Consider the following 12,641-nt stretch of genomic DNA (forward strand, 5'->3'; position numbering starts at 1 on the left):
ATGGGCGTCGGGCACGGGCACGGTCACGGCGGCGACAGCGGGCACGCCGGCGGCCGCCACCGCTGGCGGCTGGGCGTCTCGTTCGGCCTGATCGCGGCGTTCTTCGTCGTCGAGCTGGTCGTCGGCCTGGTCAGCGGCTCGCTCGCGCTGATCTCCGACGCGGGCCACATGGCTGCCGACGTCGTCACGCTCGGGGCGGCGCTGGTCGCGACCAAGATCGCGACCCGCGCGGACAGCACCGGGCGTCGTACCTATGGGTCGTACCGGGCCGAGGTCTTCGCCTCGGGCCTCGCGGTGCTGATGATGCTCGGGGTCGCGGTCTACGTCGTGGTCGAGGCGATCGGACGCATCGGCGCGGATCCCGACGTCGCGACCGGACCGATGCTGGTCGTCGGCTTCCTCGGCCTGGTCGTCAACCTGATCGCGATGGCGCTGCTGCGCGGGGGCTCGCAGGAGTCGCTCAACGTGAAGGGCGCCTACGTCGAGGTCGTCGCCGACACCGCCGGCAGCGTCGGCGTCATGGTCGCCGGCGGCCTGATCCTCGCCACCGACAACACGGTCTGGGACACCGTCGTCGCCTTCCTCATCGGCGCCTTCGTCGCGGTCCGCGCGGTGATGCTCGGTCGCGAGGTGCTCGCCGTCCTCGGCCAGCACGTCCCCGCCGGCGTCGACATCGACACCGTCGCCGGCGCGCTCGGCGGTATCGACGGCGTCTGCGACGTCCACGACCTGCACGCCTGGACCCTCACCTCCGGCATGCACGTCGCCACGGCGCACCTCGTCCTGGTCGAGGGCGCCGACGGCTCCGGCGTGCTCCGGCAGGGGCAGCTGTTGCTGCGTGAGCAGTTCCAGATCGAGCACGCCACGCTGCAGATCGAGGGCCACCGCTCGGCGGCCTGCGACGCCGTCACCTGGTGACCGATCCCTGAGCTCGTCGAGTAGCTGCCGGAGCGAGGAACGAGCGGAGGCGGCGTATCGAGACGCGGTGAGTCGTCTTGATACGCCGCTCGCTGGCGCTCGCGGCTACTCGACGAACTCGGGGTCAGGCGTGCGCGAGGGAGAGCTTGACCGCGAACCCGAGGAAGATCGCGCCGACGGCCGACGTGCCCGCCGCCGAGAGTCCCTTGCGCCGCCGGAAGGCCGCGGCCAGGCGGGTGCCGCCGAAGATCAGCGCGCTGAGGTAGGCGACGCTGGCGACCTGGGCGAGCGTGCCGAGGACGAGGAACGACAGCGCCGGGTGGGCGTACGCCGGGTCGACGAACTGCACGAAGAAGGCGACGAAGAACAAGATCGCCTTCGGGTTGAGCAGGCTGATGACCAGCGCGCGGCGGTACGGGCGCTCCCCGGCCACTGGCGCCGGAGCCCCCTCCTCGACCGCCTTCACCGCCCGCCGCCGGGCCCGCCACATGATGACCGCGCCGCGCAGCATGGTGAACGCGAGGTACCCGAGGTAGCCCGCGCCGACCCATTTCACGATCGAGAACGCGACGTGGTTCGCCTGCAGCAGCGAGGCCACCCCGGCCGCCGACAGCGTCATGAGCACCGCGTCGCCGGTCCACACGCCGGCCGCGGCGGCGTACGCCGGCCGGACGCCACGGCGTGCGGCCACCGACAGCACGTAGAGCGAGTTCGGGCCGGGCAGCAGGATGATCAGGATCAGGCCGACGAGGTACGTCGACAGGTCGGTGATGCCCAGCACGGACCGAATTGTCCCACGTACGCCGATGAGTCGGCGCCCCGATTTCGGTCAGCACCGGCATGGGAATCGTGACCGCGGACATCAGCACCACCCTCGACGGCTTCGGCGCCGCGACCGACCAGACGCGCGAGCACCCGTTCGGGTCGCTCGACGAGAACCAGCTGCACCGCTGGATGTTCGAGCACGGCGACGACAACGCCGCCGAGGTCGCGGCGATCGTCGACGCCGGCGCGTTCGTGATGGGCCGCAACATGTTCGGCCCCGGGCGTGGTGACTGGGACCTCGACTGGCGCGGCTGGTGGGGCGAGGACCCGCCGTACCACGCACCGGTGTTCGTGCTGACCCACCACGAGCGCCCGTCGCTGGAGATGGAGGGCGGGACGACCTTCCACTTCGTCACCGACGGCCTCGACGCCGCGCTCGCCCGGGCCCGCGCCGAGGCCGGCGAGCGCAATGTCGCCGTCGCCGGCGGAGCATCGACGATCAACGCCTGCCTGGCCGCGGGTCACCTCGACGAGCTGCGCCTCCACCTGGTGCCGTACGTCGCCGGGCTGGCCGACGGGTTGGCCACCGGACCCCGGCTGTTCGACGGGACCGGTCCGCTCGGGCTGGAGCCGGTCGCGAGCCGGCACACGCCGTACGTCACCCACCTGACCTACCGGCGGCGGTCCGCTGGTTGAGGTGTGAGGCTCGTCGCACCTCAACCACCGGGAGGCATCAGTCGAGGGCGACCACCGCGAGCGGCAGGTCGCCGACCCGCTGGTCGTCGGGGAGCTCGTCGAAGGAGACCCCGTCGAGCAGGTCGCCGCACAGGTGGCGCCCGCTGTTGCTCGACAGGATCCGGCTGAACCCGTTGACCACGGCGATCCGGTGCTCGCTGGCGCGCAGCGCCGGGAGCAGCGCCTGCTCGGCGTTCTTGACCGCGACGTCAGCGCCGCCGACCCCGCAGAACCGGCCGTCGACGAGGACCGGGACGGTGAAGGTGAGGGTGTACTCCTCGGTGCACAGGTAGTCGACGTACGGCCCGGTCACGTGCCGCCGGCCGCTCTCGCGCGGGACGACGTACCACGGCAGGTGCTGGTAGTCGTAGAAGCCGATCGCCTGCGGCTCGGAGTGGGTGATCAGCCGCTGCGGCCTGCCATCCGTGCCGCGCGCGAACCACTCCAGCCACCACTCGGCGTCCTGGAGGACACCGGGCGCGGCGACGAAGCCGGCGCCCTGGACGGGCTGCCTGCCGTCGGAGAGGACCGGGACGACGAGGGGCTCCACCGCCGCGAGGTCGGCACGACGCGGCGCGGCCCGGCCGGCGAGCGCCTGCTCGACGCTCGTCGCGATGGATGCGGCCAGCCCGAACGCGTGGTCGGCGATCTCGGCGACCGCCGCGATCACCGGCGCGGTGTCGGCGGGGGAGAGGCGGGTCCTGGGCGTGCTCATGCGTGCACCTCGCTCAGCTGGTAGTCGATGAGACGGGCGGTGGAGTCGGCCACCCGCTGCTCGGCCGCCTCACGGGCGGCGTGGGGATCGCGGTCGGCGATCGCGGCGACGACGGCCCGGCAGCTGCGGACCATCTGGGCGTGGCTGTCGTCGTCGCCGAAGGCGAGCCACAGCAGGGTCCCGAACTCGGCCTGGAGGCTGACTTCCTCGTGGTAGAGCCGGGGGGACTGGGCGGCCGCGGCCACCTCGATGTGGAACTGCGCGTCGGCCCGGCGCCGGGCGTCGGGCTTCTCGGCGTGCTCGAGCGCGTCGGCCACGCGCTGCAGCCGGTCGACGTCGTCGGGGCTGGAGCGGCGGGCGGCGAGGGCCGCGCTGGCGCCGCAGATGGCGGCGTACACGTCGCCGAGGTCGCGCAGCTCGCCCAGGCTGAACCCGTCGAGGCGACGCCGGGCGAGGTGGCTGATCCCGTCCTCCGGCGTCCGCACGAAGCTGCCGCCGCCGCGCCCGCGGCGGGTCTCGATGAGCCCTTCGGAGCGCAGCACGGACAGCGCCTCGCGCACGGTCACGGTGGAGACGCCGAAGATCCCGGCGAGGTCGAGCTCGCCGGGCAGCTGCTCGGCATCGGGGAGCAGGCCGAGCGCGATCGCGTCCGTGAGCCGTCGTACGACGAGCTCCGATCGGCTCAGCGACTCCAGCGGCGAGAACACCGCCGCAGATGCTCGCCCGTAGAACGGCACGGCCACCGTCTCGCCTCCAGTCCCTCGTCCCCGGCTGTCCCCGCCATCTTGCCGGAGGCCCTTGTGCTTTGAACTCTGAAGTCATATCTTATCGCCAATCCGTACGTGACGAAAGGCACATCCGATGTCTCTCTCGACCAGTGCTCCCGCTGAGGCCGCTGCCGTCGACCGCACCCCCGCCATCTCGATCCGCGGACTGCGCAAGACCTACGGCGACGTGGTCGCCGTGGACCACGTCGACCTCGACATCGCAGACGGCGAGTTCTTCTCGATGCTGGGCCCGTCCGGTTCCGGCAAGACCACCGTCCTGCGCCTGATCGCCGGCTTCGAGCAGGCCACCGCCGGCTCGGTCGAGCTCGGCGGCGTCGACGTCACCCGCTCCGCGCCCTTCGAGCGCGACGTGCACACCGTCTTCCAGGACTACGCGCTCTTCCCGCACATGACCGTGCTCGACAACGTCGCCTACGGCCTGCGGGTGCGCAAGATGGGCAAGAAGGAGCGCCGCGAGCGGGCCCAGCACGCGCTCGACACCGTCCGCCTCGGCCACCTCGGTGCACGCCGCCCGGCCCAGCTGTCCGGCGGCCAGCGGCAGCGGGTCGCGCTGGCCCGGGCGATCGTGCTCCAGCCGCGGGTGCTGCTCCTCGACGAGCCGCTCGGCGCCCTCGACCTCAAGCTGCGCGAGCAGATGCAGGTCGAGCTCAAGCAGCTCCAGCGCGAGCTCGGCATCACCTTCGTGTTCGTCACCCACGACCAGGAGGAGGCGCTGACGCTCAGCGACCGGATCGCGGTCTTCGACGCCGGTCGCATCCAGCAGCTCGGCACCCCGCGCGAGATCTACGAGAACCCGGCGTCGGCGTACGTCGCCGGCTTCGTCGGCACTACCAACCTCTTCGACGCCGAGACCTCCCAGCGCGTGCTGGGCGTCGCCGGCGAGCACGCCGTGCGCCCCGAGCGGTTGCGGCTCTCGTCGGGCACCGACACCGAGGCCGCCCGCGACGGTGAGGTCCGGCTCGACGCGGTCGTCGTCGAGACCATCTACCTCGGCACCGGCAACCGGGTGCACCTGCGCACCCCCGACGGCCTGGACCTGGTCGCGCTCGAGCAGTCGACCGGCTCGCTCGACGCCCGCGAGCACCGCGGCGAGGACGTCACCGTCCGGTTCGCCCGCGCGGACGTCGTACCCCTCAGCTCATGAATGCTCCCCGCACAACCAACGAGAAAACGGAGAACCCGATGAAGAACACCTTCCGGAGAGGCCGTGTGGCCGCGGCCTGCCTGACCCTGCTCTCGGTCTCCGTGCTGAGCGCCTGCGGCAGCGGTGACAGCGACAAGAAGACCGAGGCCGTCGAGAAGCTCGGCAAGACCGAGGGCAAGGTCTCCATCCTGGCGTGGCCCGGCTACGTCGAGGACGGCAGCAACGACCCCAACGTCGACTGGGTCTCCGCGTTCGAGAAGGAGACCGGCTGCGAGGTCACCAGCAAGAGCTACGGCACCTCCGACGAGGCCTTCAACCTCGCCAAGTCCGGTGAGTACGACGTCATCGCCGCTTCCGGCGACCTGTCGCTGCGCCTGGTCGCGTCGAAGGAGGCCCAGGCGATCAACACCGACCTGGTCCCGAACTACAAGAACGTCTACGACTTCCTCAAGAACACCGAGTGGAACACCGTCGACGGCAAGAACTACGGCGTCCCGCACGGCTACGGCGCCAACCTGCTCATGTTCAACAAGAACGACGTCGACCCGGCGCCCACCTCGTGGGGCGCGGTGTTCGACAAGGCGCAGCTCGAGAAGAACAAGGGCAAGGTGACGGCGTACGACTCGCCGATCTACATCGCCGACGCCGCGCTGTACCTGATGAAGACCAAGCCCGAGCTGAAGATCGAGAACCCCTACGCGCTCGACCAGAAGCAGCTCGACGCCGCCGTGGCCCTGCTCAAGGAGCAGCGCCAGTACGTCGGCGAGTACTGGTCGGACTACCTCAAGGAGATCCAGGCCTTCGAGACCGGCGACTCGGTCGTCGGCACGACCTGGCAGGTCATCAAGAACAACATCAAGAACAAGGACGTCGAGGTCACGCTGCCCACCGAGGGCGCCACGGCGTGGAACGACACCTGGATGTTGTCGTCGCAGGCGAAGAACCCCAACTGCGCCTACAAGTGGATGGACTACATCCTCTCGCCCGAGGCGAACGCGCAGGCGACCGAGTACTTCGGCGAGGCGCCGAACAGCCCGCAGGCCTGCGAGAAGACGACCGACCCCGACCACTGCGCGACCTTCCACGCCGGTGACCAGGACTACGCCAAGCAGCTGTGGTTCTGGCGTACGCCGGTCAAGAAGTGCCTCGATGGCCGCACCGACGTCGAGTGCACCGACTACTCGCAGTGGACCGAGGCCTGGACGGAGATCAAGGGCTGATCATGTCCGCCACGTCCGACACCCGGCCCGGCCCGGCCACCGACCCCGCACTGCGGGGGCCGGTGGCCCGGCCGGGGTCCCGGCTGCTCCACCGCATGGTGTGGCTCCGGCTCTCGCTCCTGCTCTCCGCGCCGCTCGCCTGGATGCTCCTGGTGTACGTCGTCGCGCTGGCGGCGCTGCTGATCACCTCGCTGTGGTCGGTGGACAGCCTCACCAGCGAGATCGACCGGACGTGGACGCTCGACAACTTCCGCACGCTCCTCGACAACGAGGTGTACCGCACGGTCACGATCCGCACCGTCGGCGTGGCCCTGGCGGTGACCGTGATCGACGTGGCGATCGCGCTGCCGATCGCCTTCTACATGGCCAAGATCGCCTCGCCGCGCGTGCGCCGGATGCTGGTGGTCGCGGTGCTGACCCCGCTGTGGGCCAGCTACCTGGTCAAGGTCTTCTCCTGGCGGGTGGTGCTCTCCGAGGGCGGGCTCGCCGACTGGACCGGTCTCGGCTCGCCCGGCTACGGCCTGGCCGCGGTGGTCATCACCCAGGCCTACATCTGGCTGCCCTACGTCATCCTGCCGATCTTCGCCTCGCTCGAGCGGGTCCCGGACTCGCTGCTCGAGGCGGCCGGCGACCTGGGCGCCCCGAGCGGGCTGGTGCTGCGCTCGATCGTCTTCCCGCTGCTCGTCCCCGGCATCGTGGCCGGCGCGATCTTCAGCTTCTCGCTGACGATGGGCGACTACATCACCGTCAACATCGTCGGCGGCGCCAACCAGATGCTCGGCAACCTCGTCTACATCAACGCCGGCGCGGCCAACAACCTGCCGCTGGCGGCGGCGATCGCGATGATCCCGATCGTGGTGATGCTGGTGCTGCTGACCGCGATCCGTCGTACCGGCGCCCTGGACAACCTCTGATGGAGATCCTGCGATGACCCTCAGCCCGCTCGCCCGACGCGTCCTGGCCGGCCTGACCTTCGGCGTGCTCGCGCTGATCTACGTGCCGCTGCTGGTCGTCGTCGCGAACTCGGTCAACCCGAGCCAGTCGATGACCTGGCCGCCCGACGGCGTCACCTTCGAGTGGTGGCGCCGGGCCGCGCACAGCGCCGGCGCCCGGGAGGCGCTGGTGACCAGCCTCCAGGTCGCGGTGATCGCCACCGCCATGGCCCTGCTCCTCGGCACGCTGCTCGCCCTCGCTCTGCAGCGCTACTCGTTCTTCGGCAAGAACGCCGTCAACCTGCTGGTGATCCTGCCGATCGCGCTGCCCGGTGTGGTCACCGGCATCGCGCTGAACAACGGGTTCAAGGGGATCCTCGGCGTGGACCTCTCGCTGTGGACCATCGTCGTGGCGCACGCGACCTTCTGCATCGTGACCGTCTTCAACAACGTGCAGGCCCGGCTGCGGCGGATGGGCACCAGTCTCGAGGAGGCCTCCGCCGACCTCGGCGCGGGCGTGCTGACGACCTTCCGGCTGGTCACCCTGCCGCAGCTGCGCTCCGCACTTCTCGCCGGTGGCATGCTTGCCTTTGCGCTGAGCTTCGACGAGATCATCGTGACGACGTTCACGGCCGGACAGGGGGCGACCACGCTGCCCATCTGGATCCTCAACAACATGTTCCGCCCCAACCAGGCCCCGGTGGTCAACGTCGTCGCGGTCGTGCTGATCGTCTTCTCGATCATCCCCGTCTGGCTGGCGCAGCGGCTGTCCTCCGACGTCGAGGGCGTCCGTTGATCCACCCCACCCCGTTCCACCCATCGTCCACGTGCACCATCAGAAGGAGCCCCACCCCATGACCGAGTACGCCGTCCGCAACCCCGCGACCGGGGAGCTGGTCGAGACCTTCCCGACCGCCACCGCCACCGACATCGCCGCCGCGATCGACGCGGCCTCCGCGGCGTACGGCTCCTGGGGCCGGACCTCCACCGTCGCCGACCGCGCGGCGCTGATCCGCCGGGTCGCCGAGCTCCACCGCGAGCGCAGCGCCGAGCTGTCCGCCGCGATGGTCGAGGAGATGGGCAAGCCGCTGGCCGACGCCGAGGGCGAGGTCGACTTCTCCGCCTCGATCTACGAGTTCTACGCCGACAACGCCGAGCGCTTCCTGGCCGACGAGCCGATCGAGCTCGGCGAGGGCGAGGGCACCGCGGTCGTCCGCAAGATGCCGGTCGGCGTCCTGCTCGGGATCATGCCGTGGAACTTCCCCGTCTACCAGATCGCCCGCTTCGCCGGTCCGAACCTGATCATCGGCAACACGATCCTGCTCAAGCACGCGCCGCAGTGCCCGCGCTCGGCCGCGCTGCAGGAGCAGATCTTCAAGGACGCCGGCTTCCCCGAGGGCGCCTACGTCAACATCTACGCCACCAACGAGCAGATCGCCGACGTCATCGCCGACCCGCGCGTCCAGGGTGTCTCGCTGACCGGCTCGGAGCGCGCCGGTGCCGCCGTCGCCGAGATCGCGGGCCGCAACCTGAAGAAGGTCGTCCTGGAGCTCGGTGGCTCGGACCCGTTCATCGTGCTGTCCTCCGACGACCTCGACGCCACCGTCGAGGCCGCGGTCTTCGCGCGCATGGACAACGCCGGGCAGGTCTGCAACGGCGGCAAGCGGTTCATCGTCGTCGACGGCCTGTACGACGACTTCGTCTCCCGCTTCACCGAGAAGCTGCTCGAGGCATCCGGCGGCTCGCCGCTCTCCTCGGTCACCGCCGCCGAGAACCTCGCGAAGCAGGTCGACCAGGCCGTCGCCGGCGGCGCGCAGCTGGCCACCGCGGGCGAGCGCAACGGCGCGTTCTACCCGAGCGGCGTGCTCTCCGGCATCACGACCGACAACCCGGCGTACCGCCAGGAGCTGTTCGGCCCCGTGGCGATGGTGTTCCGCGCGGCCGACGAGGCCGAGGCGGTGGAGATCGCCAACGACACGCCGTACGGCCTCGGCTCGTACGTCTTCTCCACCGACGCCGCCCAGGCCCAGCGGGTGGCCGACCAGATCGACGCCGGCATGGTCTTCGTCAACGGCGTCGGCCTCGACGCGGCCGAGCTGCCCTTCGGCGGCATCAAGCGCTCCGGCTTCGGCCGCGAGCTGAGCCGCTACGGCATGGAGGAGTTCGTCAACAAGAAGCTGATCCGCACGGTCGGCTGATCGCTTCGCTGGTTGAGGTGCGAGGCCGCCCGCGGCCGAGCCTCGAAACCCTACGCACGCACCTGACGGATGGGCTCCGTATCCGGTTGATACACAGCCCATTCGTCAGGTGCGTCGCCGTACCGGGCCGCGAGCAGGTCGACCAGGCCCGGGACGTCCTCGAGCGCGAGCTGGAAGCTGCCGGTGCACACGTTGTCGCGCCACAGTGACAGGACGACGACCTCGGCCTCCGCGTGCCAGCTGACCCGCATCGCGCGGCCGTCGCCGCGGGCGTCGAGGTAGGCGGCACCCGCGCTCGGGAGAGGGTGGTGGACCCGGCGCATGGCCCCATCATGTGCCGGGGTGCGCCGGGCTGTCACCGGTTCGGGTGAAGTCAGCCCTCCTGGGGCGGGCAGAGGCAGAACGGGTGCCCGTCGGGGTCGAGCATGACCCGCCACGAGCCGCCCACCTCCGCGGCCGGCTGGGTGTCGGCCACGCTCGCGCCGAGCGAGCGGGCGTGCTCGGTGGCGGCCTCGAGGTCGGGGACCCGGAAGTCCAGGTGGAACTGCTGCGGGTGCGCCTGGCCCGGCCACTGCGGGCGCGAGAAGTCCTGCACGGTCTGGAAGTTGAGGGTCGCGCCGAGGACGGAGGCCGACGCGTACCCGTACTCCGGGTAGTCGCCGGTCACCTCCCCGCCGGTCAGCTCGGCGTAGAAGCGGGCCAGCGCGGCGGCGTCGGCCGAGTCGATGGTGAACGCGATGAGCTCGGTCACGGGAGAAGTCATGTCCCCACCATGCCCGTGGCCACCGACAGTGTCTTGAAAGAATCCGACACATGCGCTGGACGCCCGACGGACCGCTCGACGTGGTCGAGCCCGCCCAGCTGCGCGACGTCCGCGGCTACAGCCCCTCGCTGCGGCGCTACGCCCCACCGCCGTCGCTGGCCGACGCCGTGCGCCGGTTCTGGGTGCCGGTCTGGTCCCTGCCGCCCGGGCAGAGCTCGGTGCAGCGGGTGCTGCAGTACCCGGTGTGCCAGGTCGTCGTCGGCCCCGACGGCGGGCAGCTGGTCGGCCCGCACGCCGGGCTCAGCACCGAGGAGCTGAGCGGCACCGGGTGGGCGGTCGGCGTGATGATGCAGCCCGCCGCGGGGCTCGCGCTGGTCGGGGGTCCGGTGGCGGAGCTGACCAACCTGCGTCGTCCGCTGTCCGACGTGGCGGGCCTGGACGCCGTCGGGCTGGCCGCAGCGGTGGCGGACGCACTCGGGGACGACCCCGCCGAGGTCGCGCGGCAACAGGAGGCGTGTGCACTGGTGGCCGAGGCGCTCGGCGTGCTCGTGCCGGTCGACGACGAGGGGCGACTGGTCAACGCGGTCGTGGAGTACGTCGAGGGCGAGCGCGAGGTGCAGCGGGTCTCGCAGGTGTGCGAGAAGTTCGACATCGGCGAGCGCGCGCTGCAGCGGCTGACGCGCCGTCGGATCGGGCTGTCGCCGAAGTGGCTGGTGCAGCGCCGCCGGCTGCACGACGCCGCCGACCTGCTGCGCGCCGGCGAGCGGGTCGACCTGGCGCGGGTCGCCGCCGAGCTGGGGTACGCCGACCAGGCGCACCTGACCCGCGACTTCCGCTCGGTCACCGGCGTCACGCCGGGGGAGTTCAGCGCGCAGCGGTCCCCGGAGGTCGAGGAGGTCGCGCAGCGACCGTCACGAGACCCCCGGGCCTGACACCCCGAGCTCGAGCTGGGGGAGCACGCGGCCGGGGATCGACGCCGACGGGACGGCAGCGACCCGGACCGCGCCGTGCGCGAGGTAGAAGGCCTCGGCGTTCGGGTCGGCGTCGACGGTGAGCACCGTGAAGCCGTCGGCCCGCGCCCGGTCGAGCAGGTGGGCGAGCAGGGCCCGGCCGACGCCCCGCCCGATCGCCACGGGGTCGACGAAGAGCATCCCGAGCTCGCCCCGGGGCGGCTCGCCCTCGAGGGTCCCGAATCCCGCGATCCGTCCGTCGTGTTCGGCGACGATGGCCCTCCGCGAGGCGAGCTCGTCGTCGCGGAGGGTGAGCTCGGCGCGGCAGGCCTCGAGGAAGGCGGCGTCGTAGCCCCAGTGGCCCTTCGACCGCAGCGCGAGGTCCGACAGCAGCGCGGCCTCGCCGGGACGGGCCTCCCGGACCAGCGTCACGTCAGCTCGCGGAGGTAGCAGAGCATCCGGTAGTCCTCACCGGGCTGGATGTTCGTGAACCCGTGCTGCTCGTAGAACCGCCGGGTGTCGGTGTCGACCTCGTCGACGTTGATGTGCACCTCGATCCCGCCGCGCAGCTCGACCTCGTCGAGCGCGCGGGTCAGCAGGGCGGTGCCGATGCCGTGGTCGCGCAGCGGCGGGACGACGTACAGCTCCTCGAGCTGGGCGAGCGGGCCGTCGCCGTACGGCGTGGGACGCAGCGTCAGGAAGCCGAACCCGGTCGCGTCGCCGCTCGCGGGGTCCTCGGCGAGCACGACGAACACGTCGGGGCGCGCGAGGAGCGCGGTGAAGCGGTCGCCGAAGTCGGCGGCGCTCGGGGTGGGGGTGTCGTACTCGGTGTTGAAGTCGAACAGCAGCCCGCCGACGACGAAGGCGTCGGCGGGGGTCGCGAGCCGGATCGTGGGGGCGCTCACCGGAGCCATGCCCCGATCATCGCGCGGGCCGAGGCGGTGAGCCGCTCGGCGCTGAACTCCTCGGGCTCGGCGAGGACCAGCTGGCCGAAGTGCTCGAGCAGCGCGAGCACCGCGTGGGCGAGCACGTCGGCGTCGGCACCCGGGACGACCGCGGCGACCATCATCCGGATGGTGCCGAGCACGCGACTGCGGTCGCCCTCGATCCGCTCGCGCACCGGGTCCGGCGCGTTGCCCGGCGACTGCAGGATCGCGCGCCAGGTGACCGGGTCGGCCAGGACCATCGCGTGCAGCGACGGGATCCCCTGCTCGACGATCCCCAGCGGGGTGCCGGTGAGCGCGGTGAGCGGCAGGGCGCCGTACAGCTGGGTGATGGCGCGCTGCTGCTGCCGGTCGAGGAGCGCGGTGAGCAGCGGGCCGAGCCCCTCGAAGGCGCCGTACACGACCGGGCGGGTGACCCCGACCTCGCGGGCGATGGCGTCGATCGAGACGCCGTCGTACCCGTCGCGGTCGATGATCGTCAGGGCGGCGTCGAGGAGCTGCTCGCGGCGCTCGGCCATCGGCACGCGCGGGGCGTACGGGCGGCGCTTGCGGGCGGTCTCGGACATGGC

At 71.5% G+C, this 12,641-nt stretch carries 16 protein-coding genes; 8 read left to right on the forward strand and 8 right to left on the reverse strand.

The genetic code is table 11. The features are described from left to right. The gene (locus tag ACZYRU_RS00215) at positions 1-918 is read left to right on the forward strand and encodes a cation diffusion facilitator family transporter (protein WP_488955057.1); all 918 of its coding nucleotides are present in this window, start codon (positions 1-3) and stop codon (positions 916-918) included. A gap of 124 nt (positions 919-1,042) precedes the next feature. Here ACZYRU_RS00215 and leuE read toward each other — a convergent pair whose 3' ends face one another. Beyond that, a complete protein-coding gene (leuE, locus tag ACZYRU_RS00220; protein ID WP_488955058.1) occupies positions 1,043-1,699 on the reverse strand; it encodes a leucine efflux protein LeuE in 657 nt (218 codons plus the stop codon). A 59-nt stretch (positions 1,700-1,758) separates the two neighbouring features. Between leuE and ACZYRU_RS00225 the strand changes: the two genes are divergently transcribed. Beyond that, positions 1,759-2,379 (forward strand): dihydrofolate reductase family protein, encoded by a 621-nt coding sequence (locus ACZYRU_RS00225; protein ID WP_488955059.1) that lies wholly within the window; start codon positions 1,759-1,761, stop codon positions 2,377-2,379. Positions 2,380-2,416: 37 nt separating this feature from the next. On the opposite strand, the gene ACZYRU_RS00230 is transcribed toward ACZYRU_RS00225, so the two are convergent. Further along, positions 2,417-3,133 carry a cache domain-containing protein gene (locus ACZYRU_RS00230; protein ID WP_488955060.1) on the reverse strand — a complete coding sequence of 239 codons (717 nt, stop codon included), beginning with the start codon at positions 3,131-3,133 and terminating at the stop codon, positions 2,417-2,419. Then, entirely contained in the window at positions 3,130-3,876 is a 747-nt protein-coding gene (locus ACZYRU_RS00235) for a FadR/GntR family transcriptional regulator (protein WP_488955061.1), read from the reverse strand. Before ACZYRU_RS00235 ends, ACZYRU_RS00230 begins: the two co-directional genes overlap by 4 nt. Before the next feature lie 118 nt (positions 3,877-3,994). On the opposite strand from ACZYRU_RS00235, the gene ACZYRU_RS00240 reads away from it, so the two are divergent. The 5 genes from ACZYRU_RS00240 to ACZYRU_RS00260 are packed head-to-tail and all read left to right on the forward strand — an operon-like array spanning position 3,995 to position 9,415. Next, positions 3,995-5,065: an ABC transporter ATP-binding protein gene (locus ACZYRU_RS00240; RefSeq protein WP_488955062.1), complete on the forward strand. Its 1,071-nt coding sequence runs from the start codon at positions 3,995-3,997 to the stop codon at positions 5,063-5,065. Positions 5,066-5,103: 38 nt separating this feature from the next. Beyond that, positions 5,104-6,285: an extracellular solute-binding protein gene (locus ACZYRU_RS00245; RefSeq protein ID WP_488955063.1), complete on the forward strand. Its 1,182-nt coding sequence runs from the start codon at positions 5,104-5,106 to the stop codon at positions 6,283-6,285. A 2-nt stretch (positions 6,286-6,287) separates the two neighbouring features. Then, positions 6,288-7,199 (forward strand): ABC transporter permease, encoded by a 912-nt coding sequence (locus ACZYRU_RS00250; RefSeq protein ID WP_488955064.1) that lies wholly within the window; start codon positions 6,288-6,290, stop codon positions 7,197-7,199. A gap of 13 nt (positions 7,200-7,212) precedes the next feature. Continuing rightward, complete coding sequence (locus ACZYRU_RS00255) at positions 7,213-8,013, forward strand: ABC transporter permease (RefSeq protein WP_488955065.1); 801 nt, start codon at positions 7,213-7,215, stop codon at positions 8,011-8,013. A 58-nt stretch (positions 8,014-8,071) separates the two neighbouring features. Continuing rightward, complete coding sequence (locus ACZYRU_RS00260; protein WP_488955066.1) at positions 8,072-9,415, forward strand: NAD-dependent succinate-semialdehyde dehydrogenase; 1,344 nt, start codon at positions 8,072-8,074, stop codon at positions 9,413-9,415. Between the two features lie 50 nt (positions 9,416-9,465). On the opposite strand, the gene ACZYRU_RS00265 is transcribed toward ACZYRU_RS00260, so the two are convergent. Further along, complete coding sequence (locus tag ACZYRU_RS00265; RefSeq protein ID WP_488955067.1) at positions 9,466-9,738, reverse strand: hypothetical protein; 273 nt, start codon at positions 9,736-9,738, stop codon at positions 9,466-9,468. Between the two features lie 50 nt (positions 9,739-9,788). After that, positions 9,789-10,178: a VOC family protein gene (locus tag ACZYRU_RS00270; RefSeq protein ID WP_488955068.1), complete on the reverse strand. Its 390-nt coding sequence runs from the start codon at positions 10,176-10,178 to the stop codon at positions 9,789-9,791. 50 nt (positions 10,179-10,228) lie between these two features. On the opposite strand from ACZYRU_RS00270, the gene ACZYRU_RS00275 reads away from it, so the two are divergent. Continuing rightward, positions 10,229-11,110: an AraC family transcriptional regulator gene (locus tag ACZYRU_RS00275; protein ID WP_488955069.1), complete on the forward strand. Its 882-nt coding sequence runs from the start codon at positions 10,229-10,231 to the stop codon at positions 11,108-11,110. Here ACZYRU_RS00275 and ACZYRU_RS00280 read toward each other — a convergent pair. Genes ACZYRU_RS00280 through ACZYRU_RS00290 form a run of 3 tightly spaced genes read right to left on the reverse strand, consistent with a single transcriptional unit; the run spans position 11,090 to position 12,638 of the window. Further along, entirely contained in the window at positions 11,090-11,560 is a 471-nt protein-coding gene (locus tag ACZYRU_RS00280) for a GNAT family N-acetyltransferase (RefSeq protein WP_488955070.1), read from the reverse strand. The two genes, ACZYRU_RS00275 and ACZYRU_RS00280, sit on opposite strands and share 21 nt — an antisense overlap. Then, complete coding sequence (locus ACZYRU_RS00285; protein ID WP_488955071.1) at positions 11,557-12,042, reverse strand: GNAT family N-acetyltransferase; 486 nt, start codon at positions 12,040-12,042, stop codon at positions 11,557-11,559. The genes ACZYRU_RS00280 and ACZYRU_RS00285 overlap by 4 nt, the downstream gene beginning before the upstream one ends. After that, entirely contained in the window at positions 12,030-12,638 is a 609-nt protein-coding gene (locus tag ACZYRU_RS00290) for a TetR/AcrR family transcriptional regulator (protein WP_488955072.1), read from the reverse strand. The genes ACZYRU_RS00285 and ACZYRU_RS00290 overlap by 13 nt, the downstream gene beginning before the upstream one ends. Between the last annotated feature and the right edge of the window lie 3 nt (positions 12,639-12,641).

It is taken from the genome of Nocardioides sp. F233, from assembly GCF_057813895.1.